We start from the raw sequence: 22,919 nt of genomic DNA, 5'->3' as shown, positions 1-22,919 counted from the left end.
GAAGGGTGCAAGACTCGAGCGGTGCGCGTCTGCGCGCGGAAGCAAGCGACCCCACGGAGGCACCCATGAAGGCACTGGTGATCGGCGCGACCGGCAGCATCGGCGGCGTGGTGGCCGCGACCCTGGAGACCCGCGGCCACGAGGTGATCCGCGCTTCCCGCAGCGGCGATGAGCGCGTGGACGTGACCGATCCGTCGTCGATCCGCGAGCTGTTCGCGCGCGTCGGACGCGTCGATGCGGTCGTGGTGGCGGTCGGCTCCGTGCCGTTCCGGCCGCTCGGCGACCTGAGCCGCGACGACTACCTCGCGGCGTTCACGGGCAAGACGCTCGCCCAGCTCGACGTGGTGCGCGAGGCCCTTCCCGTCGTCGCCGACGGCGGCTCGATCACGCTGACCAGCGGGGTGCTCGCCCGGGAGCCCCTCGCCACCGGGGCCGCCGCCGCGATGGCCAACGGCGCCCTGGAGTCGTTCGTGCTCACCGCCGCCGCCGAGGCGCCGCGCGGCATCCGCATCAACGCCGTCTCCCCCGACGTGCTCGCCAACTCCCCCGGCTACTTCGACAGCTTCCCCGGCCACCGCCCCGTCACCGACGAGGAGGTGGGTCGCGCCTACGTGCGCGCCGTCGAGGGCGTCATCACCGGACGTGTGCTCGCGGTCTGACCCCCGTCAAGGGGGCCGCGCCATGCGCGTCCGTGACGCAGGATGAGAACATGACCGACCCCCGCCTCTCGACCCGCCCCTGGCTCGCCGCATACGCGGAGGGCGTCCCCGCCGAGATCGACGAGCCGACCCAGACGCTGCCGCAGATGATGGCGGCGAGCGTCCGCCGGTACGGCCGCCGTCCTGCGCTGGAGTTCTTCGGCGCGGTGACGACCTACCGCGAGCTGGGCGCGCAGATCGACCACGCGGCGGAGGGTCTGCGGCGACTCGGGGTCAGCCCCGGCGACCGAGTGGCCCTCGTGCTGCCCAACTGCCCGCAGCACGTGGTCGCGTTCTACGCCGTGCTCCGCCTGGGCGCCATCGTCGTCGAGCACAACCCGCTCTACACCGCCAGGGAACTGCGCCACCAGTTCGAGGACCACGGCGCCCGCGTCGCGATCGTGTGGGACAAGGTCGCCGACACCATCGACGGCTTCCCCGACGACGTGCGCGTCGACCACGTCGTGAGCGTCGACATCACGACTGCGATGCCGTGGTCGAAGCGCTTCCTCCTCCGACTGCCCCTTCCGAAGGCCAGGGAGTCGCGGGCCAAGCTCACCGGCTCTCCGCGCTCACGCCACGTGCGGCCGTGGAAGGGGCTCCTGGGTCACGGCCGCATCTCCCGCCGCGTGCCGGCGCCCGCGCTCGGCGACACCGCGCTGCTGCAGTACACGAGCGGGACGACGGGCACGCCGAAGGGGGCGATCCTCAGTCATGCGAACCTCCGCGCGAACGCGATGCAGGGTCGCGCCTGGGTGCCGGGACTGCGTGACGGGGAGGAGACGTTCTACGCCGTGCTGCCGCTGTTCCACGCCTACGGCATGACGCTGTGCCTCACCTTCGCGCTCAGCATCGGCGCGACCGTGGTGCTGTTCCCCACGTTCGACCTGGGCCTGGTGACGACGGCCGCCCGCACGCGCCCGCCCACGTTCCTGCCGGCCGTGCCGCCCATCTACGACCAGCTCGCCCGGGCGGCCGGACGCGGCACCATCGACCTGTCCCGCGTGCGCTTCGCGATCTCCGGGGCGATGAGCCTGCCCGTCGCGACCGTGCGGCGCTGGGAGGACGCGACCGGCGGACTGCTCGTGGAGGGGTACGGCATGACCGAGGCGTCTCCCGTCGCGCTCGGCAACCCCATGGGACCCACGCGACGACCGGGCACCGTCGGCGTGCCGTTCCCCAGCACCGAGATCCGGCTCGTCGACCCCGACGACCCGGAGAAGGACGTCCCCGCCGGCGAGCGCGGGGAGCTCTTGATCCGCGGTCCCCAGGTGTTCCAGGGGTACTGGCAGCGCCCCGGCGAGACGGCCGAGGCGCTGCTCCCCGGCGGTTGGCTGCGCTCGGGCGACATCGCCGAGGTCTCGCCCGACGGGTTCGTGACGATCGTGGACCGCCGCAAGGAGCTCATCATCACGGGCGGCTTCAACGTGTCGCCCAGCGAGGTAGAGGATGCGCTCGACGCCCACCCCGATGTCGTGGCGGCCGCGGTCGTGGGCCTGCCGCGGTCGAGCGGCGGTGAGGAGGTCGCGGCGGCCGTGGTGTTCCGTGAGGGTGCGGTGCCGGACGTCGAGGCGCTGCGCGACTTCTGCCGCACCCGGCTGACCGCCTACAAGGTGCCGCGCCGGATCGTCGCGGTGGATGAGCTCCCGCGGTCCCTCATCGGCAAGGTGCTGCGGCGCGAGGTGCGCGACCGGATGCTGCGGGACCGCTGAGGTCAGCGGCTCTCGGCGGCCTCGGTGTGGTGGCGGATGACCTCGGCGACCACGAAGTTGAACCACTTCTCCGCGAACTCGGGGTCGAGGTGCGCCTCTTCGGCGAGCGCGCGCAGCCGGGCGACCTGCTGCTCCTCGCGCTTCGGGTCGGACGGGGGCATCGCGTGCTCGGCCTTGAGGTGCCCCACCTGCTGCGTGGCGCGGAACCGCTCGGCCAGCATGAAGATCAGCGCCGCATCGATGTTGTCGATGGTGGCGCGCAGACGGAGCAGCTCGGCCTTCGGATCCTCTACGGCGGTCATCCCCCCACTCTAGGGGCGAGGGGCACCCCTGACCGGCGGGGGCCCAGCGCTATCGTGTGCACATGAGCAACGACGAGTCGCCGGCCCCCGCCTCCCACGACGACGCGCTCCCGCAGCCCTCGGACGCGGCCCCGGCACCCGTCGATGCCGCGCTCCCCGGACCGCCCGACGCCGCGGCTCCCGCGACCACCACGACCCCGCCGCGTCCGGTGGTGATCGAGCCGACCACACCCAGCCGCTCGTTCTGGACGCGCATCGACCGGCCGTTCGTGTTCGGCTTCCTGGTGACCCTGGGCGGTCTCGGCGCGTTCGTGATCGGCCTCGCCCTGTGGAACCTGTCCACCGTGCTCATCTACATCGCGCTCGCCCTGTTCGGCGCGCTCGGCCTCGATCCGGCGGTGCGCTTCCTGGAACGGCGCGGCCTCTCCCGGGCCATCGCCGTCGTCATCACGATCGTCGCCCTCATCGTGGTCTTCGGTCTGGTGCTGTGGATGATCATCCCGATCGTCGTCGACCAGATCGCCGAGTTCGTCCGGTCCGTCCCCGGCATGGTCCAGGACTTCAGCGGAACCGACCTCTACAAGACCCTCAACAACCAGTTCGGCGACCAGTTCCAAGACCTCGTCGGCGAGGTGCAGAGCTTCCTGTCCGACATCGGCAACCTCGCCACCATCGGCGGCGGAGCCCTCGCGGTGGGCGCCTCGATCGCCTCCGGCATCTCCGGCGCGATCGTGGTGCTGGTGCTGACGCTCTACTTCCTCGCGACGCTCCCGGCCATGAAGCAGGGTCTGCTGCGCCTGGCGCCCGCGCGCGACCGGGACCGCGCGAGCGACATCAGCGAGCAGATCACCGACTCCGTGGGCGGCTACGTGATGGGCATGGTCGTGCTGGCGTTCTGCAACGCGACCCTCGCCCTCATCCTGTACGCGGTGCTCGGCCTGCCGTTCCCGCCGCTCATGGCCGCGATCGCGTTCTGCGTGACGCTGATCCCCCTCGTCGGCTCTGTGCTCTTCTGGATCATCGGCACGGGACTCGCGCTGTTCACCAACCCGATCGCGGCGCTGATCTTCGCCGCGATCTACCTCGTCTACATGCAGATCGAGGCGTATGTGCTCACCCCGCGGGTCATGAACCGCGCCGTGGCCGTGCCCGGCTCGCTCGTGGTCATCGGGGCGCTGGCCGGCGGCACGCTGCTCGGTCTGCTCGGCGCCCTGGTCGCTGTGCCCGTGACCGCGTCGATCCTCATCATCATCAAGCAGGTCCTGGTTCCCCGCCAGGACGCCCGCACCTAGCCTCGACACGCACCCGGAAGCGCCCGGCCCCGCGAGGGACCGGGCGCTTCCGTGTGAGCTCAGCTCAGGCGAGGTCGTTGTCGGCCAGCCACTGCTTCGCGATCTCCTCCGCCGACTTCTTGTCGACCGTGCTCTGCACGTTGAGGGCCACGAGCTCCTCGGCCGTCAGCTTCTCGCTGATGCCATTGATCACGTCGGCGATCTCGTCGGCCACATCGCTCGACGCGATCGGCACGACGTTGGACGCCAGGATGATGTTCTCCGGGTCTTCCAGCGACACGATGTCCTCGGTCTGGAACGCCGGGTCGGCCGAGTAGATGTCGGCCACCTGGATCTCACCGGCCAGCAGCGACTCGAGCGTGGTCGGGCCCGTGGCCGAGAACGCCAGGTCCACGCCGTAGACCTCCTTGGCCTTCGCGGGGCCGTAGGGGCGCTGCTCGAACTCCGGCGCCGCGCCGATCGTGACCGGGGTGGTGACCTTCGACAGGTCGGCGATCGTCGTGAGGCCGTTCTCCTCCGCGAAGCTCTTCAGCACCGTGTAGGTGTCCTGATCGGTCGCCTCGGCGTAGTCGAGGGCGGTGAGGCCGTCGGGCAGGGTCTCCTGCAGTGCGGCGTAGACGTCTTCCGGGCTGGTGGCGGTGGCGTCCTTGTCGAGGTACTCGAGCAGGTTGCCCGTGTACTCCGGGAACAGGTCGATCGCGCCGGACTCCACGTCGGGCATGTAGGCGTCGCGCTGACCGATGCTGAACTTGCGCTCGACGGTGAAGTCGGCCGCCTCCAGCGCCTGGGCGTAGATCTCGGCGATGATCTCGTTCGAGTAGTACGCCTGCGAGCCGATCACGATGGTGTCGCTGCCACCCGAACCGGAGTCCTCCGTGGGGGTGTCGAGCGGGTTGCTGCTGGTGCAGCCGGCGAGGACGAGCGCTGCGGCGATCGCGGCGCCGCCGGCGAGGGCGAAGCGGGACGTGCGTGCGGTGAACATGGGACTTCCTCTTCTCTGGGACCTGCGGATGCTGTGGTTCGGACGGATGCTGTGGCCTCGGTGGCGCTGTGGTTCAGGCGGTCGCCGGAGCGGGCGCGGCGACGGGCGCCTTGGCCCGGCGACGCTGCGGACGGGTGCGCACGCCGCGCGGGACGGCGGCGTGCTGCGCGAGGGCGAGCAGGAGGTCGACGATGAGGGCGAGCACCGCGACGAGGATCGCGCCGCCGAGCACCTGATCGAAGCGGCGCAGGGGGATGCCCTGGATGATCGGCCAGCCGAGACCGCCCAGGTTCACGTAGGCGGCGATCGTGACCGTGGCGATGACCTGCAGGAGCGCCGAGCGCAGGCCGCCGACGAGCAGCGAGAGCCCGAGCGGCACCTCGACCTTCCAGAACACCTGCCACTCGGTCATGCCCATGGCCCGCGCCGCGTCGAGCACCCGGCGGTCGATGGCCTCGAGTCCGGTGTACGCGCCCGCCAGCAGCGACGGGATCGCGAGCAGCACGAACGTGATGATCGCCGCGAGCGGGGTGCGCAGCACGCCCAGCAGCAGCACCAGGAGCACCATGAGGCCGAACGACGGGATGGCGCGCGCCGCTCCGGAGACCGCGACGGCGATCTCCCGACCGCGACCCGTGTGCCCGATCAGCCACCCGAGCGGCACGGCGATCACCGCGGCGATCACCACCGAGACGACCGTGTAGTAGATGTGCTGCCCGAACAGCACCGGCAGCGAGTACGCGCCCTGCCAGCGGTCGGGCGAGAACAGCCACGCGAAGGCCTCCGCGAACAGGTTCATGCGGCCGATCCGATCGCCGCCGTGCGGCCGACCGCCGCCTTCGTCGCCGTCTTGGTGACCGCTCTCGTCCAGGGCATGAGCGCCCTGCCGACCAGGAGGAGCAGCAGGTCGACGATCAGGGCGATCACGACGACCGCGACCACGCCCGCGAAGACCTCCTCGATGATGCGGCGCTGCAGACCGTCGGTGAACAGGTACCCGAGGTTGCGCACGCCGATCAGGATGCCGACCGTGGCGAGCGAGATCGTGCTGACGGCCGTGACGCGCAGCCCCGCCAGGATCACCGGGCCGGCGAGCGGGAACTCGACAGCCCAGAAACGACGGAACGGTGCGAAACCGGTCGCGGTGGCGGCCTGCCGCACGTCGTCGTCCACCGAGTCGAGGCCGTCGGCGACCGCGCGCACCAGGATGGCGACCGCGTAGATCGTGAGGGCGATCACCAGGTTCGGCTCGCTGATCGCGGAGTAGCCCAGCACCGCGGGCAGGAGGATCAGCAGCGCGAGCGAGGGGATCGTGTACAGCAGGCCCGTGAGCGCGATGATCGGGCCGCGCACCAGGCGGTAGCGCCAGGCCACCCACCCGAGCGGCAGCGACAGCACGAAACCGAGCACGATCGGCACGACGCTCTGCCGCAGATGCGCGACGGTGAGGTCGAGGATCAGGCCGAGGTTGTCGACCGCCCAGTTCACGGGGCCGCCTTCGCCGCGGCCGCCTCGTCGACCACGTCGTCGGGGGCGTCGACGATCGCGCCCTGGGTGCGGCCCTCGGAGTCGACCACGACCGTGCCGCGCGGCGTCTGCTTGAGGTGCAGCGCCCGGCGGCCACGGTCGGCGCCGATGAACGCGGAGACGAACTCGTCGGCCGGATTCTCGATGATCTCGCTCGGGCTGCCCACCTGCACGACCCTGGCGCCCTTGTCGAGGATGACCACCTGGTCGCCCAGCAGGAACGCCTCGTCGATGTCGTGCGTGACGAACACGACCGTCTTGTCGAGCTCGTGCTGAAGCCGCAGCGTCTCCTGCTGGAGGTCGGCGCGCACGATGGGATCGACCGCGCCGAAGGGCTCGTCCATCAGGAGGATGTTCGGGTCGGCGGCGAGACCGCGGGCCACGCCGACGCGCTGCTGCTGCCCGCCCGAGAGCTGGCTCGGGTAGCGGTCGGCCAGAGCGTGGTCGAGGCCGACCGTGGTCATCAGCTCGCGCGCCCGCTCGTGCGCCTCCTTGCGCTTCACGCCGTTCAGGCGCAGCACGGTGGAGACGTTGTCGATCACGCTGAAGTGCGGCATGAGGCCGGAGTTCTGCATGACGTAGCCGATGCGGCGGCGCAGGGCCACCGCATCGCCGGCGAGCACGCTCTCCCCGTCGATCTCGACCTCCCCCGACGTGGGCTCGACCATGCGGTTGATCATGCGCAGCAGCGTGGTCTTGCCGCAGCCGGACGAACCGACGAACACGGTGGTCTTGCGCGACGGCAGCACCAGGCTGAAGTCGTTCACCGCGAGCGTCCCGTCGGGGAAGCGCTTGGTGACGTTGCGGAACTCGATCATGAGGGGTTCTCTCCGACGGTCGTGCGGGCGAGGGCGCGGCTCAGGCCGACACCTCGACGCCCGGGGCGAAGGCGACGTAGCCCGAGAAGTCTTTTCCGACGCGGTCGAACGCCGACGGGTACGGGTGCGGGTACGACCAGGCGAGATCCTTGTGCAGCTCTCCGTCGGCCTCGATGGAGTAGTACTGGCACTCGCCCTTCCACGGACACGTGTACGGCGTGAGGCTCTCGACGAGCACGTCGGGCGAGACGGATGCGGGCGGGAAGTACCAATTGCCCTCGATGCGGATGAGGTCGTCCTGTGCGGCCTCGGCGATCACGGTTCCTGCGAGTACAGCCTTCATGGTCCTGCCTCCTCGGATGTGGGTTCGAGCGTATAAGACGCGTCCGACATCGGGTGATGCCTTGCGCGCGGGGTCGTCAATATGAGAAACAATCCGGATCGTGTTCGGTGCGCTCGCGGGATCGGATTGCCCGGCTCACGCCGAGTCGCGCCCGTAGCCCTCCAAGAGTCGCAGCCAGATCTCGCTGATGGTCGGGTACGAGGGCACCGCGTGCCACAGGCGCGCGATGGGCACCTCGCCCACGATCGCGACGGTCGCGGCCTGCACGAGCTCCGCCACCTCCGGGCCGACGAAGGTCGCCCCGATCACGACGTCGCGGTCGGTGTCGATCACGAGTCGCGCCTGCCCGGCGAACCCGTCCTCGTACAGGCTCGCGCCGGCGACCCACCCGAGGTCGTAGTCCACGACCTGCACGGCCGTGCCCGCCTCGCGCGCCGCGGCCTCGGTGAGTCCGACGGAGCCGACCTCCGGGATGGAGAAGGTGACCTGGGGGACCGCGGCGTGATCGGCCGTCGCGGCGTGCCGGCCCCACGGGGCGTCGTCGACCTCGCCGCCGTTCGCCCTGGCTGCGATCACGTCGCCCGCCGCCCGCGCCTGGTACTTGCCCTGGTGGGTCAGCAGCACCCGCCCGTTCACGTCGCCGACCGCGTACAGCCAGTCCACCCCGGGCACCCGCAGCGTGTCGTCGGTCTCGATCCAGCGTCCGGGTTCGAGCCCCACGACCTCCAGGCCGATATCGGCGCTGCGCGGCGAACGGCCGGTCGCGACGAGCACCTCGGCGGCCGTGACCTCCTCGCCGCTGTCGAGCGTGATGGTCACGCCGTCGTCGCCGCGGCGCACCGCCGTGGTGCCGGTGTTCGTGCGCACGTCGACGCCGAGCTCTTCGAGGCCGGCCGTCACGCGCTGCCCCGCGAACGGCTCCATGCCGCCCAGCAGCCCGCTGCGCGCGAGCAGGGTCACGCGCGAGCCGAGGGCGGCGTACGCCGTGGCCATCTCGACCGCGACGACACCGCCGCCGATCACCGCGAGGCTCTCCGGCAGCTCTTCGGCGCTGGTGGCCTCGCGACTGGTCCACGGGGAGGCCTCGCGGAGCCCGTCGATCGGCGGGATCACGGCGTCGGAGCCCGTGCTGATCGCGACCGCGTGCCGGGCCCGCAGCACCCGGGTGGCGCCGTCGGCGTCGGTCACGGTGACCTCGCGCTCGCCCGTGAGACGCCCGTGGCCGCGCGCCAGGTCGATGCCGGCCGACTGCAGCCACGACACCTGCCCGTCGTCCGACCAGTTGCTCGTGAAGCTGTCGCGGCGCTCGAACACGGCCCGCACGTCGAGCGTGCCGGTCACCGCCTGCGACGCCCCGGCCACGTGCTGCGCCGCCCGCAGCGCCTGCGCCGAGCGCAGCAGCGCCTTCGACGGCATGCACGCCCAGTAGGAGCACTCGCCGCCCACCAGTTCGCTCTCCACGATGATGGCGGTGAGCCCGCCCTGCACGGCCCGGTCGGCGACGTTCTCGCCCACCGGCCCCGCACCCACCACGATCAGGTCGTACTCGTCGGTCTTGTCGGCAGTCATGCGTCGCACCTCTCCGTCGCCCGTGTCAGGCAAGTCTTGCTCATGACGAACGTCGAGTCACGGGCGCGTTGTTCCCGCCGCGCCGAAACTGCTCGGAGACGAGACGCTCCGGTCGCGTCGGCGCGCGACGGCGACCGGAGCGGCGGACGACGTCAGGCGACGGCGGCGCGCTCGCGCGTGTCCGCGAACGCCCGCGGGTACGCCCGGCGCAGCGCCACCACGATCAGCGTGGCCGCGGCGACCTTGATCAGATCGCCGGGGAGGAACGCGAGGGCCGACAGCGCGGTGAGGTCGAGCGGCACTCCCGTGACGAGGGCCTGCACGGGGATGCCGAACGCGTACACCACGAGCACGCCACCGACGAGCGCGGAGAGCGCGACCCGCCACCACGCCGGGCGACCGGTGCGCAGGACGAGCCCGATCACGACGACGCCCGCGATCCAGCCGAGCATGTACCCCGCGGTCGGCCCCACGAACACGCCGACGCCGCCGCGCCCGCCCGCGAGCACCGGCAGGCCGATCGCGGCGAGCGCGAGCACGACCAGGATCGACAGCGGGGCGACGCGCGGCCCGAGGACGAGTCCGGCGAGCATGACGCCGAGGGTCTGCGCGGTGATCGGCACCCCGCCGGGCAGCGGCACGACGACCGTGCCGAGCACGATGATGAGGGCGGCGAAGACGGCGATGCGGCCGAGCGTCGCACCGGTGTCGCGGGAGGTGGGGGTCATCGGGTGTCCTTCCTGAACGGTGTTCACCTGAACACCGTTCAACAGAGTAGGGAGGCCGATGCCCTCCGCGCAAATCACTCCGCGTCGGGAACGAGCACGACCTTCCCGCGCTGACGGCGATGCTGGATGGCGTCGTGCGCGGCGGCGGCATCGGTCAACCGGAACACGTCGGCGGGCGGGTCGACCCGCCCGTCGGCCACGGCCGCGAGGGCCGCCGTCTCGAGCGCCCGGAGGTCGGCGATGGCCCGGCCCAGCGGCACGGTCACGGTGAGCGAGTTCTGCACGATGTCGTCGCCGTCGACACGGAGGAGTTCGCCGCTCGACCATCCGATGATCACGACGCGGGAGCCGCGCCCGAGCGACTCGAGCGCCGCGCGTCCCGTCGGACCCCCGACCCCGTCCAGCAGGACCGTCGGCACCGCGCCGTCCAGGAGGCCGGTCAGACGATCCGGCCACGCGTCGTCGGTCGCATCGAGCGGCAGCAGGCGCGCGGCGGAGTGCTCGACCCGACGCCCGAGCTGCGCCACCACCGCGCGCTTCGCCTCGCCACCGTAGAGCGCGACCACGGTCGCCCCGACCGAGAGCGCGAGCTGCGCGACCTGGCTGCCCAGTCCGCCCGAGGCACCGGTGACCAGGACCACGTCGTCCGCGCCGATCTGCGCCGCCTGCCACACGAGCTGCGCCGTGCGCCCGCTGCCGATCGCCGCGACCGCCTGCGGGAACGGCACGTGCGCGGGCACCGGGTGGAGCGCAGCAGCCGCCGCGAGGGCGAACTGCGCATACCCGCCGCTGCGGAAGCCGACGTGCGCGACCACCCGCGCGCCGAGAAGGTCGGCGTCGACGCCCGCACCCACCGCATCGACGATCCCCGCGACCTCGCGCCCCGGGGTCATCGGCAGCACGGGGCGCGGCATCGACGGGGGCGCCGCGTCGCGCCGGATATCGAGGTCGACCGCGTGCACGCCCGCCGCCGCGACGCGGATGCGCACCTCGCCCTCGCCGGGCTCCGGTACCGGCACCCGTTCGATCCGCAGCACGTCGGACTCGCCGAACTCGCGCTGCACGATCGCCGCCATCGTCGCCACCGGCGCCGCGCCGTCTCCACCCCGCCGAGCGGCCGTCGTCTCCACACCCGTCACGTTCCCGCCCCTCACATCCGTGCCCGTCGTGCCCGTACCCGTCATGTCCGCACTCCTCCCGCTTCCGCCTGCCATCGCTTCTCCCGCTCTCCTCGATCCCGCGCTCCCCGGATCCGCCGTGCGGAGGATCCGGGTCGCCAGATCACGCGCGCGCCTCCGTGCTGGCACCCCCGGCGCGAACCCTCGGCGCGAGCACGGCGGCCGCCAGCGCGAGCAGCGCCGCCAGCGCGAACACACCGAGGAAGGGATCGGCGGCGGCCAGCGCGAGGAAGACCATGCTCGTCACCGCGAGGGCCAGCGCGCTGCCGAACGAGTCGGCCACCGTCATCGCACCGCTGTTGAACCCCTGCGTCTCCGGGGTCGACAGGGCGAGGGTGAGCGCGCTCGACCGCGGGCTCATCAGGCCCATGCCGGCCCCCGCCACCACCCACGCGGCCGCGATCAGCACCGCGTCCGCCTCGAACGCGGTGATCGCGACCGTCAGCAGGATCCCCCCGAGCACGAGAGCCGTCCCGAGGCGCACCGCGGTCACGCTCGACAGCCGCATGCCCATCCGCCCCTGCACGGTCGCGGCGAGCGACCACGCGAGGGCGCCGCCGGTGAGCGCGAGCCCGGCGACCGTCGGCGTCATGGCGTAGCGGTCGGTGAGCAGATACGGCAGATAGATCTGCGCACCGAAGAACGCGGCAGCGGCGAGACCGCGCACCAGGATCACCGACGGCAGGCCGCGCACGGCCCGCAAGGTGCCGCGCGGGACCAGCGGTCGCACGGCGATGAGCGCCACGACGACCGCGACGACGGCCAGCGCCGGGCCGACGCCGGGCACGTCGCCCACCAGGTTCAGGGCGAGCACCGCGACCGCCGCCAGCACCGACCAGCCGAGCCGGGCGACCGCCCACGGCGTCGCCGCGTCACCCTCGTTCGACAGCCCCCGCAGCGCCGGCACGATCATCAGCAGCGCGACGAGCACCAGCACGACGACGCCGAGGAAGACCCAGTGCCAGCTCCACAGCTCGGTCACCGCGCCCGCGATCGTGGGGCCGATCAGCGAGGGGATCACCCACGCGGCGGCGAACCCGGCGAAGATCGCGGGGTGCAGCGCCTGCGGATAGACCCGGGCGACCACCACGTACAGCGCCACCATGAGCCCGCCGCTGCCCAGGCCCTGCGCGAACCGGCCGGCCACCAGCACCTCCATGCTCGGCGCGAGTCCCGCGATCAGGAGGCCGACCACGAACAGCGCGATCGAGGAGTACAGCGGGGCGACCGGACCGCGTCGATCCGCCCAGTTGCCCGCCGCCACCATGCCGATCACGCTCGTGGCGAGCGGTCCGGCGAAGGCGAGCGCGTACAGCCGCTCGCCGTCGAGGTCGGCGCTCACGGCGGGCATCACCGTCGTCACCGCCAGCGACTCGAACGCGCCGAGGAACACCAGGGCGCACGCGCCGATCGTGATCCACACGTACTCGCCGCCGAGGATGCGGGGGGTGGGTGGCGTGGGTGGCGTGGACGGCGCGGCGCGCCCGGTCTCGGTGGTCATGAGGTCGACCGTAGAACCTCAAGTTTCCTTGAGGTCAAGCGGATGACGCGCATCCGCGACGCATCGGCTCAGCGCAGCGGGAGGATGCTCGTGGGCGCCGGGGCCTGCGCCTCATGCCGCACGCCGAGCGGCGCACCCGTGCGCTCGTCGAGGTCGAGCAGCGTCACCGTGTCGGAGCGCTGCCCGGCGACGAGCAGCTTGCCCTGATACACGAGGTGATGGCGCGGCCAGTCGACTCCGGAATCGGCGAGCGCCACCGGCTCCAGCGCCTCCCCGCTGCCGCGCACACGCAGCGCCGCGATCGTGTTGCTGCCGCGCAGCGCCGTGTACAGGAACTGCCCGTCGCGCGTGCGGGCGAGCTCGGCGGGGAAGTCACTGCCGACCTGCGCCACCGGGCTCGCGGTCGTCGCCGACACCACGCTCCAGGTGCCGTCGGCCGCCGCCGCCAGGGTGAACACCTCGCACGAGTACTCCGTGACCACGTGCAGGTGCCCGCTCGGATGCACGACCATATGACGCGGTCCCGTGCCCTGCGGCAGCACGACCTCCTGGTCGAGCGTCAGCCCGCTGCCGGTCAACCGCCAGAACCGCACCAGGTCGAAGCCGAGATCGGTCGTGACCACGCGGCCGTCGGGCAGGAACGCGGCCGAGTGCGCGTGCGAGGCGCGGTCCGGTCCGCCGTAGGGGTCGGTCGCGGCCACACCGTCGCCCGCGGGGGTCGCGGGGGCCGCGTCGGGGTCGCCCTCGCCAAACAGCGCCGCGCGCAGTGCCGCCGCCGCATCCTCCTTCGCCGGCACGAGCCGTCCGTCCGCCGCGATGCCGAACCGCACCACGCGTCCGTCGCCGTAGCAGCTCGCGATGAGGGTCTGCCCGTTCGGAGACACCGCGACGTGGCACACGCCGTCGCCCGTCGCCACCGGATCGCCCAGGGGCGCGAGGGCCGTGTCACCCGTGCGCGCGAACGCCTGCACGGCCGCATCACCCTCCAGCGCCGCGTACACCACGTCGAGACCCGGGTGCTGCGCGAGCCACGACGGCGACGGGGTCGCCGTCACCGCCCCGCGATACGCGAGAGTGCTCGCCTCGCGACCCTCGTCGCCCGCGAGCACGCCGATGCCCTCGGCGGAGCCGTCCATCGCGGGGCCGTAGCCGCCGAGCCAGAAGCGCGTCACGGTCGTCTCCCCTCGATCAGTCGAGCAGATCGTGGCGCACGATCACCTGGTCGCGCTCGGGGCCCACGCCGATCACCGAGATGCGCGTGTTGCTCATCTGCTCCAGCGCCAGCACGTAGTCCTGCGCCGTCTGCGGCAGGTCCTCGAAGGTGCGCGCGGTCGAGATGTCCTCGCTCCAGCCGGGGAAGTACTCCAGGATCGGCTTCGCGTGGTGGAAGTCGGTCTGGTTCACCGGCACCTCGTCGAAGCGCTCCCCGTCGACGTCGTAGGCGACGCACACCGGGATCTGCTCGAGCCCGGTGAGGATGTCGAGCTTGGTCAGCACGAGGTCGGTGATGCCGTTGATGCGCGTGGCGTAGCGGGTGATCGGCGCGTCGTACCAGCCGACGCGGCGCGGCCGCCCGGTCGTGGTGCCGAACTCGAAGCCCTGCTTGCGCAGCCACTCGCCCTGCTCGTCGAACAGCTCGGTCGGGAACGGGCCGGAGCCCACGCGCGTCGTGTACGCCTTGACGATGCCGACGATGCGGTCGAGCGCACCGGGACCGACACCGGAACCCGTCGAGGCCCCACCGGCCGTGGCCGACGACGACGTGACGAACGGGTAGGTGCCGTGGTCGATGTCGAGCATGGTGGCCTGGCCGCCCTCGAACACCACGACCTCGCCGCGGTTCAGGGCCTGGTCGATGAGGTAGCCGGTGTCGGCGACCATCGGGCGCAGCCGCTCGGCGTACGACAGCAGGTCGTCGACGATCTCGTCGCACGTGACGGCGCGACGGTTGAAGACCTTCACCAGCAGGTGGTTCTTCTGGTCGAGCGCACCCTCCACCTTCTGGCGCAGGATGTTCTCGTCGAACAGGTCCTGCACCCGGATGCCGACGCGGTTGATCTTGTCGGCGTACGCGGGACCGATGCCGCGGCCCGTCGTGCCGATGTTGCGCTTGCCGAGGAAGCGCTCGGTGACCTTGTCGAGCGTGCGGTGATACTGCGTGATGATGTGCGCGTTCGCGCTGACCTTGAGGCGCGACACGTCGATGCCGCGGGCCGACAGGGCCTCGAGCTCCGAGAACAGCACCTCCAGGTCGATGACCACGCCGTTGCCGATGACCGGGGTGACCCCGGGCGACAGGATGCCGGAGGGCAGCAGGTGCAGCGCGTACTTCTCGTCGCCGACGACCACGGTGTGCCCGGCGTTGTTGCCGCCGTTGAACTTCACCACCCAGTCGGTGCGCTCACCGAGAAGATCGGTGGCCTTGCCCTTTCCTTCGTCGCCCCACTGCACGCCGACGATCACGATTCCTGGCATGGGTTCTCCCCTGCTTTCGCCGGGTTTGCACCGGCCGATGAGCTGGCCCTCTTCGGGCGTCCCCATCCTATCGGGCGGCCTCCGACACCCCTCCGGCGGTGGATGCGGCTGAGGGCGGCGTCACTCGACCTCACGACGGAAGCGCACGAAGCACTCGATCGCGCTGTCGCGGCCATCCTCGCCGTCGAGGTCCGCGATGTCCTCGATCCGGGCGGTCATCGATCTGGCGAGATCGCGGATCCCCGACCCGTCGTTCTCGAACAGGGGCCCTCGCGCGGACAGCGACGACTGCGCGTCGACCAGCGACGACTCGCCCCGCTCGAGCCGCTGCATCGCGTGCGTCATCTCCGCGAGGACCGAGCGGTTGTAGTCCGACAGCATGGCTGGCCTTTCGGTGGGGATGGACGCTCAGCGCGTCCGTACGAGGCGGTTCGACGAGCGGAGCCGCTCCGGCATCACACGCGCCGTCGCCGTCGCCAGCCTGCGATCGTCGGGGTCGCCGAGAAGCGGCACGAAATCCTCGGGAAGCCAGGAATCCCGGTCCTCCGAAGGTTCCGGAGCCGGCGACGTGCGGGAGATGTGGAGGAGGCCGTTGGCGGACTCACGCAGCTCGCCGGCGACGAGATGCGGGCGCACGAGTTCGGCGTAGTCGGGAGCGAACCAGCTCAACCAGGGCGCCTCGACGGGGAGCCCGGTCCACTCGCCCCACTTCGCGCCCGCCACCGGCGGCTGGTATCTCGACGGCCGCACGTCCGCGCACGCGTAGAAGCTGCCGCAGCGCGCGGCCAGGTCAACGAAGAACGCCTCGACGGCCGCGGCCGGACGTGGCTTCACCAGTGTCGTCGCGTCGAGCACCAGCCCGAGACGCTGGCGCTCCCCGATCTGCTGATGCGACCACTCCTCGAGGTACCCGTACTCCAGCGGCTTGCGTCCGGCGATCCGCATCCGGTCCGTGGCGCACTCCTCCCGGTAGAACCGGTCGAACCCCGCTGCGCCTTCCTTCGCGAAATTCAGCGTCGGCGACCAGTGGCCGAACGCCCGGGGCAGCGCCCGCGGGAACAACTCCTCGGCCGCCGCGACGTAGTGCGCGGCGAAGTCGGCACTGTGCTCGTCGATGACGCGGAACCACTCCAGGTGCAGGAACAGCTCAGGCTCCGCGGGACGTGCGGCGGGCGGGGGCGGATCCTCGGTCTGCGCGTCGACCACCACGCCGTCGACCCGTGTGGCCAGCCGCGCCGCGAACGCGAGGGCGAGGGCCGTGTTGGCCTCGACCTCCTCGTCGTACGCCACGGAGATGCTGTAGTGCACGCGTCGCCCGGCGAGGTCGGCCCGCCCCTCCGGCATCTCCTCGCGATCCCGGCGGCTCGGTCCGTCGACGAGGAAGCAGTGGGAGCCCCCCTGCGCGCGCACCACCGCCGAGATCCCCGCGGGTTCCGCGGTCACGTCGGCACGGAGCGCGGCGTCCTCCGTGATCACTGAGACCAGGTCACGCGGTCGCAGCGAGCGCTTCCCGTAAACCTCAACGTCGTACGACACCGTGCATCCCCTCCCGTGCGCGTCTCCCCATCCTGACGTACCGCCGTGCCGTCGCCGGACCCGGGGGCGTCAGTGCCACCCCTCGGAGACCACTGTCGTCATCGGGTGCCGCCCTCACGCAGGGGGATGTCGGTGCGTGCGCCGGCTGCGACGCGGACGAAGCGGTCGATGCCCTCCGGATGCGCGTCACTGACGTTCAGCAGTGCATGGAACGGGGTCGGCGGCCGAGCGTGGACCGCAGGACCGTCCACCGGCTCCGACCAGGATCCACCTGCGAAGTGCAGCGTCCGCAAGAACGCTTCCAGGTCGAGCGGATCGTCGACCAGCACCTCTTCCGCGCGCTCGACGACGAGGACGTAGGCACTCGCCGGCAGCCATTCGTCCAGGGAGCGGAGGCAATCGCTCAGCGCCGGCCAGTTCTCGCCGAAGCCGTCGAAGAACTGGAGAGCGGCACCGAACTCGTTCATGAGTCCTTCGTAGGACCGCATCTTCCATCCGCGCAGCGTGCGCACGCACACGTCGTCCCGTCCTGGCTCCGCGTAGAACCACGAGGGGATCCATTTCTCGCGATCTGGCTCGCCGTGACCGACGTACACCCACGGGCCGCCCGTCGTCCAGAGGAAGTCCCGCGCGGTCGACGACGGACCTGCACCCGATTGTTCGAGCGTCATCGGCGTCCCTCCCCCGGCCGCGCGCCCGCCCTGGCCTGCACGTCGCGCGCCCGCGCATAGTGCGCCTCGATGCGCAGGGCCTGGGGCGAGCCCGCGGCGGGATAGCGCAGAGACGCCGGCATGACGGCGGCCGCCCTGCGGCATCGCTCGTCGACGGCGGGGTCGAACATGCCCCGGAAGTCGGCGGGGATCCAGGGGTCGCCGCTCAGTGCGCGCAGCTCCTCCGCCTCGGCGGGGTGCTCGGTCCAGCGCAGCAGGGTTCCCCGCGCCGTGGCCGTCGTTCGCGCGGGGTCGAGGTGCGGCGCGACGAGCTCGGCATACTCCGGGCCGAACCAGGTGAGCCACTGCGGGTCGGTCGGCAGCCCGCTCCACGGGTCGTCGAGCTTCACGTCCATGGACGGCTGAGCGGTTCCGTATTGCCTCGTGCTGACCTCGGCGAAAGCGAAGAAGGAGCCGGTGCGTTCGGCGAGGGCGACCACGAACGACTCGACGGCGCCGAGAGCCTTGAGCTTCACGAGCCGATCGAGCTCGAACTTCAGCCCGATCGTCTGCGTGCGCCGGCTCAGGTCGTTGGTCCAGCCGTCGATGGTCCCGTGCTCGATCGGCTTGCCGGCCAGGATGAGGGTGCCGATGTAGCAGGACTCGCGGTACATCGTGTCGAACAGGGCGTCGTCGTCGCGGGGGAACCGCCCCTGGAATGGTTCGTGCGTGCCGAAACGCGAGGGTACCCCCGGCCGGAAGAACTCGCGAGCGGTGCGGAGATAGATCGCGGCGAGGTCCTGGTCGTTCCGGTCGTCGAGCAGGCGATACCAGCGGAGGTGCAGGAAGCGCGGGCGCGGGGGCTCGGGTTCCGGCGCGGGCTCTGGTTCGCGCGGCTCGACGGTCTGCGAGTCGATCACCGTGCCGTCGATGCGCTCCGCCAGCCGCGCCGCGAAAGCCGTCGCCGCCGCCAGATCGCGCTCGTCGACACGGAACGAGAACCCTCCGTCGGACTGCACGGCATACGGCACGTGGATGCTGTAGAGCACCGTGGAGCCGGCCGCCTCCGTCCACTCCTCCGGGATGTCCTCCGGCTCCAGCAGATTGGGCCCGTCGAGCTCGAACGCCGCCGCACGGCCGCGCTTGTGCACGATGGAGGAGATCGTCTGCGAGCGCCGGTCGACCGTGGCCTTCAGCCCCCGCACCGACGACACCACCTTCGCGAGTTCCTTCGCCGTCAGCGAGACCCTTCCGTACACCTCGAGGTCGTACGACATCGAGCCACCCCCTCCGCATCGTCTGCCCCATCCTGTCGTACGCAACGGACACCGGGTGGCGGTGGGCAGGATTCCGTGCCGCTACAGTGTGCGACGGAGGTCGGTATGACACGGTGGTGGCCCTACGCGCGGCTCGCGGCATCGGCTCTCGCCGTGGCGGCCATCGTCGCCCAGCTCCTGCGCACGCTGGAGATCGCGCGCGACGCCGACACCGCGTGGGGCGGCCACCTCCCCACCGTGATCGCGAACTTCTTCAGCTTCTTCACGATCGAGTCGAACGTGCTCGCGGCGGTCGCCCTCGCCGCCGGGGCCGTGTGGGCGCTGCGCCACCGCGACACGACCGACCCCGAGCCGCGCTGGCTCGCGGTCCTGCTGATGTGCGCGAGCAGCTACATGATCGTGACCGGCGTCGTCTACAACACCCTCCTGCGCGGCGTCGCCCTGCCGCAGGGTGCCACGGTCGCGTGGTCGAACGAGGTGCTGCACGTCGTGATCCCCCTGCTGATGCTGCTCGACGTGCTGGTCGCCCCGCGTCGACGCGCACTGCGGTGGAGCGCCGTCGCGGTCGCGGCGGTCTTCCCGATCGTCTGGGTCGTGTACACCCTGGTGCGCGCGAACCTCGTGGTCTCCCCGGGGACGGGCGAGCACTGGTGGTACCCCTACCCGTTCCTCAACCCGCACCAGCCGGGCGGCTACGGGACCGTGGCGCTGTACGTGCTGCTGATCGCCGCGATCATCCTCGCCACCGCCGCACTGGTCGTGTGGGTCGGCCGCCGACGGGGTGTCGTCCGCGCGCAGTGACGGCGCGGTCAGTCGAGCGCGCGTCCGCTGCGCGCGGCGGCCCCGGCCAGCTGACGATCGAACGTCGCGAGACGGCACCCGTGATGCACGGCCGTGGCGAGCACACACGTGTCCGGCATCGTCAACCGGTGCTCGGCGCGCAACCGTGCAAGAGCCAGCGGCTCGTCAGGGCCGAGGGCCGCGACCTCGACGCCGATCTCTTTCAGGTCGTCCCAGGCCTGAGCCTCGCGACCGACCCTGGCCGGCCCGATCAGCACTTCGGCGAGCGTGAGCGGATGCACCAGGTACGGCGGCGGCGTGCGCTCGAGCATCTCCAGTGCCGCCCGGTGGTGCGCGTCGCGGTCGTCGAGCAGACCGATGAGCACACCCGCGTCGACGACGATCACTCGTCCCAGCCTTCGCGGACGCGCTCCAGGTAATCGTCGCCGTAGACACCCGAGTACCGTCCGGCGAGAGAACGGAGTCGCTGCGCCCGCCGGGCATCACCCTCATCCGCGTGCTCTTCGACAGCGCGGGCGCCCTCCTCGAGAAGGAGGAGGATCAGGGCACTGTCGCGCTCCTCCTCCGGCCACCGCCGTCGTGCCACGTCAAGGGCGCGGGCGACCTGCGGCGTGTGCGTGATGTTGGTCCGCGGGTGCTTGGTCGGCATGCGTCAAGTGTAACACCAGCAGTCTGCGGTGTAACACCGACGTCGACGAAAGCGGACATCACCCGGGTGATCGCCCGCCGCTGATCTTGTGGAGCGCGTGACCCGGTGTCACGCTACCCCTGTCGCCACCGAACCGTTGGGTGCAGCGGACGGTGGCGTCGGGCTCCGCCCTTTACCCCGCCAAGGACGGCACCCGACGAGGTGCTCTCGCGCCGCCCAGGGGGCTGATCGTCGCGAGAGCACCCCGACGAATCCGATCAGGCGGGCAGCAGCGCCTCGCGCTCGTCGTCGTCCGCCGCCGCGTCGCCGGTGAGCAGCGCCGCGCCACGGGCATCCGGGTCCACATCGAGGTAGCGGTCGAGCGAGTCGTCGAGCTCCTCCAGCCAGGGCGTGTGATGCACGGCGGCGAGGGTGCCCGTCATGACCGAGGCGTACACGCGGTCGCGGTACCCCATGATGTCCGCCTTCTTGTCGCGCTTCCACGCCAGGAAGATCTCGACGACGCGGTCGAGGTCGAACGCCGGATAGTCGGTGCACTCCAGGAGGTCACGGATGTAGTCCGCCTGGAAGCGGATCTCGGTCGCCGCCGAGTCGATCCGGTCGAAGCGCTCCCGCCACTGCGCGATCGAGGCCGCCCGCTCCGCCTCGTCGGGGAGCTCGATGCGTCCGAGGATCACGTCGCGCACGAACCACGCCTGCGCGTCGAACATGTTGAACGTGAACCACTGGTCCTGCGCGCCCAGGTACGCCAGCCGCGGGTTCTGCTGCCACAGCACACCGCGGTAGAGCCCGTCCGGGTAGACGTTGTTGGGCGACGACAGTGCGAGGTCGCCCGGGAGGAAGGGGTACCGGTGCAGGTAGCCGGTGCAGAGGATCACCGCATCCACGCGCTTCGAGGTGCCGTCGGCGAAGTGCGCCACGCTGCCGTCGAACCGTTGCACGACCGGACGCTCCTCGAAGCCGTCCGGCCAGTCGTAGCCCATCGGCGCGGAGCGGTAGCTGGCGGTGACGGAGCGGGCGCCCATCTTGAACGCCTGGCTGCCGATGTCCTCCGCGGAGTAGCTCGAACCGATCACGAGCACGTCGCGGCCGGCCAGCGCTTCGGCACCGCGGAAGTCGTGCGCGTGCGAGATCGATCCGGGGAAGGTCTCGATGCCGTCGACGTGCGGCACGTTCGGGAAGGAGAAGTGCCCGCTGGCCACGACAACGCGGTCGAACTCCTCCGTGGTCGTCGCTCCCGTGGGCAGGTGCTCGCTGGTGAGCGTGAACACCTCGCGCTCGTCGTCGAACTCCACCCAGCGCACGGCGGTCTGGAAGCGGATCAGGTCGCGCACCCGCGTCTTCGCGAGGCGTCCGGCGATGTAGTCCCACAGCACGGGGCGCGGCGGATACGACGAGATCGGACGGCCGAAGTGCTCGTCGAAGGTGTAGTCGGCGAACTCCAGCGCCTCCTTCGGGCCGTTCGACCACAGGTTGCGGTACATGCTGGAGTGCACGGGCTCGCCGAACTCGTCCAGTCCGGTGCGCCAGGTGTAGTTCCACTGGCCGCCCCAGTCGGCCTGCTTCTCGAAGCAGACCAGGTCGGGGATGTCCGCCCCCGCACGGGCCGCGGACTCGAAGGCCCGCAGCTGTGCCATCCCCGAGGGGCCGGCACCGATGATCGCTACTCGTTCACTGTTCGTCACGTATGGTCCTCACACTCGTCGTCATGTATCGGGCGCAGCCGTATCCGGGTGAGGAGGACAGTCCTTCTCCGGGGGGAGCGGAACGCTCGACCTGCCCGGACAGTGGCTGCTCTTCGACGTTAGCAGTGCCCCACCGGCGGCCTGGCGGGAAAGCGACGACGGCTGTCGCTCCCGAGGATCGCCCGCTGTCGGAGGCCGGTGGGAGGATCGGACGGTGCCGCACACCCCCACGCCAGAGCCCACGGTCGAGCAGCGCGCGCCCGACCGCCGTCAGGGCGTGCTCGTCCTCCTCGCCGCCGTGGTCACGGTGGTGCTCTGGGCCTCGGCGTTCATCGGCATCCGCGGAGCGGGCCCGCACTACGACCCCGGTGCGCTCGCGCTGCTGCGCATGGCCGTCGGCACGCTCGCGCTGACGGTGATCGCGCTCCGCCACGGCATCCGCCTCCCCGACCGGCGGCAGTGGCTGCTCATCGTGCTGTGGGGCGTCGGCTGGTTCTGCGTGTACAACCTGGCCCTGAACAGCGCGGAGCGCACGCTCGACGCGGGGACGGCGGCGATGGTGGTCAATCTGGCTCCGCTCATGGTGGTGGTGTTCAGCGGACTGTTCCTGCGGGAGGGCTTTCCTCGCCCGCTGATCATCGGCGCACCCATCGCGTTCCTCGGCGTGGTGCTGATCGGCATGAACTCCACGAGCAGCACCGGTCCGGACATCACCGGGCTCCTGCTCGCTCTGCTGGCCGCGGTCATGTACGCCGGATGCACGCTGCTGCAGAAGCACCTGCTGAGCGGGGGTGCCGACGCGACCACGCTCACGTGGCTCGGCGCGGCCGCGGGCACGGTCGCCCTGCTGCCGTGGATCGGTCCGCTCGTGGCCGACGTGCAGTCCGCGCCCCTCGACGCGACCCTGTGGGTGGTGTACCTGGGCGTGTTCCCCACGGCGATCGCGTTCACCACCTGGGCGTACGTGCTGCAGCGCAGTACCGCGGGCAAGACCTCCGCCACGACCTACGTCGTCCCGGCGCTCGCGATCCTGATGTCGTGGATGATCCTGGGCGAGGTGCCGACGCCGCTCATGTTCGTCGGTGGCGCCCTGTGCCTGCTCGGGGTGCTCATCACGCGCCTGCGCTGGCGCCGCGCCCGCTGATCCGCGGGTTCCCCGAGGCCGACGCCGCCCTGTTCGGCGGGCGCGCGTCCCG

At 71.4% G+C, this 22,919-nt stretch carries 24 protein-coding genes; 5 read left to right on the top strand and 19 right to left on the bottom strand.

Annotation, left to right across the window (positions count from 1 at the left end; translation table 11 throughout):
* Window positions 1–65: 65 nt before the first annotated feature.
* Window positions 66–659: a short chain dehydrogenase gene (locus ACWH95_RS05945; protein ID WP_452312122.1), complete on the top strand. Its 594-nt coding sequence runs from the start codon at window positions 66–68 to the stop codon at window positions 657–659.
* 50 nt (window positions 660–709) lie between these two features.
* Window positions 710–2,410 carry a long-chain-fatty-acid--CoA ligase gene (locus ACWH95_RS05940; protein ID WP_206252083.1) on the top strand — a complete coding sequence of 567 codons (1,701 nt, stop codon included), beginning with the start codon at window positions 710–712 and terminating at the stop codon, window positions 2,408–2,410.
* A gap of 2 nt (window positions 2,411–2,412) precedes the next feature.
* Here the strand turns inward: ACWH95_RS05940 and ACWH95_RS05935 are convergent, their stop codons facing one another.
* Window positions 2,413–2,712, bottom strand: a complete 300-nt coding sequence (locus ACWH95_RS05935; protein ID WP_136033320.1) for a chorismate mutase — start codon at window positions 2,710–2,712, stop codon at window positions 2,413–2,415.
* Between the two features lie 62 nt (window positions 2,713–2,774).
* Here ACWH95_RS05935 and ACWH95_RS05930 point away from each other — a divergent pair, with 62 nt between their 5' ends.
* The gene (locus ACWH95_RS05930) at window positions 2,775–4,004 is read left to right on the top strand and encodes an AI-2E family transporter (RefSeq protein WP_378803139.1); all 1,230 of its coding nucleotides are present in this window, start codon (window positions 2,775–2,777) and stop codon (window positions 4,002–4,004) included.
* Between the two features lie 64 nt (window positions 4,005–4,068).
* Here ACWH95_RS05930 and ACWH95_RS05925 read toward each other — a convergent pair whose 3' ends face one another.
* The 15 genes from ACWH95_RS05925 to ACWH95_RS05855 all read right to left on the bottom strand — a co-directional run bounded on the left by ACWH95_RS05925 (window position 4,069) and on the right by ACWH95_RS05855 (window position 18,588).
* The gene (locus ACWH95_RS05925; RefSeq protein WP_136033312.1) at window positions 4,069–4,986 is read right to left on the bottom strand and encodes an ABC transporter substrate-binding protein; all 918 of its coding nucleotides are present in this window, start codon (window positions 4,984–4,986) and stop codon (window positions 4,069–4,071) included.
* Between the two features lie 73 nt (window positions 4,987–5,059).
* Window positions 5,060–5,785, bottom strand: a complete 726-nt coding sequence (locus tag ACWH95_RS05920; protein ID WP_206252085.1) for an ABC transporter permease — start codon at window positions 5,783–5,785, stop codon at window positions 5,060–5,062.
* Window positions 5,782–6,474, bottom strand: coding sequence for an ABC transporter permease (locus ACWH95_RS05915; protein WP_136033308.1), 693 nt, complete (start codon window positions 6,472–6,474; stop codon window positions 5,782–5,784). The genes ACWH95_RS05920 and ACWH95_RS05915 overlap by 4 nt, the downstream gene beginning before the upstream one ends.
* The gene (locus ACWH95_RS05910) at window positions 6,471–7,331 is read right to left on the bottom strand and encodes an ABC transporter ATP-binding protein (protein WP_452312121.1); all 861 of its coding nucleotides are present in this window, start codon (window positions 7,329–7,331) and stop codon (window positions 6,471–6,473) included. Before ACWH95_RS05910 ends, ACWH95_RS05915 begins: the two co-directional genes overlap by 4 nt.
* A 40-nt stretch (window positions 7,332–7,371) precedes the next feature.
* Window positions 7,372–7,674: a DUF427 domain-containing protein gene (locus ACWH95_RS05905; RefSeq protein ID WP_454120348.1), complete on the bottom strand. Its 303-nt coding sequence runs from the start codon at window positions 7,672–7,674 to the stop codon at window positions 7,372–7,374.
* A 135-nt stretch (window positions 7,675–7,809) separates the two neighbouring features.
* A complete protein-coding gene (locus tag ACWH95_RS05900) occupies window positions 7,810–9,243 on the bottom strand; it encodes a dihydrolipoyl dehydrogenase family protein (RefSeq protein ID WP_136037447.1) in 1,434 nt (477 codons plus the stop codon).
* A 152-nt stretch (window positions 9,244–9,395) separates the two neighbouring features.
* The gene (locus ACWH95_RS05895) at window positions 9,396–9,971 is read right to left on the bottom strand and encodes a biotin transporter BioY (protein WP_136037448.1); all 576 of its coding nucleotides are present in this window, start codon (window positions 9,969–9,971) and stop codon (window positions 9,396–9,398) included.
* 74 nt (window positions 9,972–10,045) lie between these two features.
* The gene (locus tag ACWH95_RS05890; RefSeq protein WP_378803138.1) at window positions 10,046–11,155 is read right to left on the bottom strand and encodes an SDR family NAD(P)-dependent oxidoreductase; all 1,110 of its coding nucleotides are present in this window, start codon (window positions 11,153–11,155) and stop codon (window positions 10,046–10,048) included.
* Window positions 11,156–11,252: 97 nt separating this feature from the next.
* Window positions 11,253–12,650, bottom strand: a complete 1,398-nt coding sequence (locus ACWH95_RS05885; protein WP_454120347.1) for an MFS transporter — start codon at window positions 12,648–12,650, stop codon at window positions 11,253–11,255.
* Between the two features lie 68 nt (window positions 12,651–12,718).
* On the bottom strand, window positions 12,719–13,822 hold the full coding sequence (locus ACWH95_RS05880; RefSeq protein WP_247638076.1) for a lactonase family protein: 1,104 nt from the start codon (window positions 13,820–13,822) through the stop codon (window positions 12,719–12,721).
* Window positions 13,823–13,838: 16 nt separating this feature from the next.
* The gene (locus ACWH95_RS05875) at window positions 13,839–15,125 is read right to left on the bottom strand and encodes an adenylosuccinate synthase (RefSeq protein ID WP_136030841.1); all 1,287 of its coding nucleotides are present in this window, start codon (window positions 15,123–15,125) and stop codon (window positions 13,839–13,841) included.
* A gap of 120 nt (window positions 15,126–15,245) precedes the next feature.
* Entirely contained in the window at window positions 15,246–15,506 is a 261-nt protein-coding gene (locus tag ACWH95_RS05870; protein WP_454120346.1) for a hypothetical protein, read from the bottom strand.
* 27 nt (window positions 15,507–15,533) lie between these two features.
* The gene (locus ACWH95_RS05865; protein WP_454120345.1) at window positions 15,534–16,601 is read right to left on the bottom strand and encodes a hypothetical protein; all 1,068 of its coding nucleotides are present in this window, start codon (window positions 16,599–16,601) and stop codon (window positions 15,534–15,536) included.
* A 158-nt stretch (window positions 16,602–16,759) separates the two neighbouring features.
* The gene (locus ACWH95_RS05860; protein WP_454120344.1) at window positions 16,760–17,332 is read right to left on the bottom strand and encodes a barstar family protein; all 573 of its coding nucleotides are present in this window, start codon (window positions 17,330–17,332) and stop codon (window positions 16,760–16,762) included.
* Window positions 17,329–18,588: a hypothetical protein gene (locus ACWH95_RS05855; protein ID WP_454120343.1), complete on the bottom strand. Its 1,260-nt coding sequence runs from the start codon at window positions 18,586–18,588 to the stop codon at window positions 17,329–17,331. The genes ACWH95_RS05860 and ACWH95_RS05855 overlap by 4 nt, the downstream gene beginning before the upstream one ends.
* 105 nt (window positions 18,589–18,693) lie before the next feature.
* Here ACWH95_RS05855 and ACWH95_RS05850 point away from each other — a divergent pair, with 105 nt between their 5' ends.
* Window positions 18,694–19,389, top strand: a complete 696-nt coding sequence (locus ACWH95_RS05850; protein ID WP_454120342.1) for a Pr6Pr family membrane protein — start codon at window positions 18,694–18,696, stop codon at window positions 19,387–19,389.
* Window positions 19,390–19,397: 8 nt separating this feature from the next.
* Here the strand turns inward: ACWH95_RS05850 and ACWH95_RS05845 are convergent, their stop codons facing one another.
* The 3 genes from ACWH95_RS05845 to ACWH95_RS05835 form a co-directional block, all read right to left on the bottom strand.
* The gene (locus ACWH95_RS05845; protein WP_454120341.1) at window positions 19,398–19,775 is read right to left on the bottom strand and encodes a type II toxin-antitoxin system VapC family toxin; all 378 of its coding nucleotides are present in this window, start codon (window positions 19,773–19,775) and stop codon (window positions 19,398–19,400) included.
* A complete protein-coding gene (locus tag ACWH95_RS05840; RefSeq protein ID WP_136045860.1) occupies window positions 19,772–20,038 on the bottom strand; it encodes a hypothetical protein in 267 nt (88 codons plus the stop codon). The genes ACWH95_RS05845 and ACWH95_RS05840 overlap by 4 nt, the downstream gene beginning before the upstream one ends.
* Window positions 20,039–20,295: 257 nt before the next feature.
* Window positions 20,296–21,723, bottom strand: coding sequence for an NAD(P)-binding domain-containing protein (locus ACWH95_RS05835; RefSeq protein WP_454120340.1), 1,428 nt, complete (start codon window positions 21,721–21,723; stop codon window positions 20,296–20,298).
* Between the two features lie 214 nt (window positions 21,724–21,937).
* Between ACWH95_RS05835 and ACWH95_RS05830 the strand changes: the two genes are divergently transcribed.
* On the top strand, window positions 21,938–22,867 hold the full coding sequence (locus tag ACWH95_RS05830) for a DMT family transporter (protein ID WP_136037455.1): 930 nt from the start codon (window positions 21,938–21,940) through the stop codon (window positions 22,865–22,867).
* Window positions 22,868–22,919: the final 52 nt, after the last annotated feature.

The organism is Microbacterium sp. NPDC055502 (assembly GCF_053643635.1).
Note: the sequence above shows the minus strand (reverse complement) of the source record. Positions and strands in the feature narration are given on the sequence as shown.

What these genes read in the sequence shown, in the direction of transcription:
- ACWH95_RS05945 (WP_452312122.1), top strand. Translation starts at nt 66, where the DNA reads ATGAAGGCACTGGTGATCGGCGCGACCGGCAGCATCGGCGGCGTGGTG.
- ACWH95_RS05940 (WP_206252083.1), top strand. Translation starts at nt 710, where the DNA reads ATGACCGACCCCCGCCTCTCGACCCGCCCCTGGCTCGCCGCATACGCG.
- ACWH95_RS05935 (WP_136033320.1), bottom strand. Translation starts at nt 2,712, where the DNA reads ATGACCGCCGTAGAGGATCCGAAGGCCGAGCTGCTCCGTCTGCGCGCC.
- ACWH95_RS05930 (WP_378803139.1), top strand. Translation starts at nt 2,775, where the DNA reads ATGAGCAACGACGAGTCGCCGGCCCCCGCCTCCCACGACGACGCGCTC.
- ACWH95_RS05925 (WP_136033312.1), bottom strand. Translation starts at nt 4,986, where the DNA reads ATGTTCACCGCACGCACGTCCCGCTTCGCCCTCGCCGGCGGCGCCGCG.
- ACWH95_RS05920 (WP_206252085.1), bottom strand. Translation starts at nt 5,785, where the DNA reads ATGAACCTGTTCGCGGAGGCCTTCGCGTGGCTGTTCTCGCCCGACCGC.
- ACWH95_RS05910 (WP_452312121.1), bottom strand. Translation starts at nt 7,331, where the DNA reads ATGATCGAGTTCCGCAACGTCACCAAGCGCTTCCCCGACGGGACGCTC.
- ACWH95_RS05905 (WP_454120348.1), bottom strand. Translation starts at nt 7,674, where the DNA reads ATGAAGGCTGTACTCGCAGGAACCGTGATCGCCGAGGCCGCACAGGAC.
- ACWH95_RS05900 (WP_136037447.1), bottom strand. Translation starts at nt 9,243, where the DNA reads ATGACTGCCGACAAGACCGACGAGTACGACCTGATCGTGGTGGGTGCG.
- ACWH95_RS05895 (WP_136037448.1), bottom strand. Translation starts at nt 9,971, where the DNA reads ATGACCCCCACCTCCCGCGACACCGGTGCGACGCTCGGCCGCATCGCC.
- ACWH95_RS05890 (WP_378803138.1), bottom strand. Translation starts at nt 11,155, where the DNA reads ATGACGGGTACGGGCACGACGGGCACGGATGTGAGGGGCGGGAACGTG.
- ACWH95_RS05885 (WP_454120347.1), bottom strand. Translation starts at nt 12,650, where the DNA reads ATGACCACCGAGACCGGGCGCGCCGCGCCGTCCACGCCACCCACGCCA.
- ACWH95_RS05875 (WP_136030841.1), bottom strand. Translation starts at nt 15,125, where the DNA reads ATGCCAGGAATCGTGATCGTCGGCGTGCAGTGGGGCGACGAAGGAAAG.
- ACWH95_RS05870 (WP_454120346.1), bottom strand. Translation starts at nt 15,506, where the DNA reads ATGCTGTCGGACTACAACCGCTCGGTCCTCGCGGAGATGACGCACGCG.
- ACWH95_RS05860 (WP_454120344.1), bottom strand. Translation starts at nt 17,332, where the DNA reads ATGACGCTCGAACAATCGGGTGCAGGTCCGTCGTCGACCGCGCGGGAC.
- ACWH95_RS05855 (WP_454120343.1), bottom strand. Translation starts at nt 18,588, where the DNA reads ATGTCGTACGACCTCGAGGTGTACGGAAGGGTCTCGCTGACGGCGAAG.
- ACWH95_RS05850 (WP_454120342.1), top strand. Translation starts at nt 18,694, where the DNA reads ATGACACGGTGGTGGCCCTACGCGCGGCTCGCGGCATCGGCTCTCGCC.
- ACWH95_RS05840 (WP_136045860.1), bottom strand. Translation starts at nt 20,038, where the DNA reads ATGCCGACCAAGCACCCGCGGACCAACATCACGCACACGCCGCAGGTC.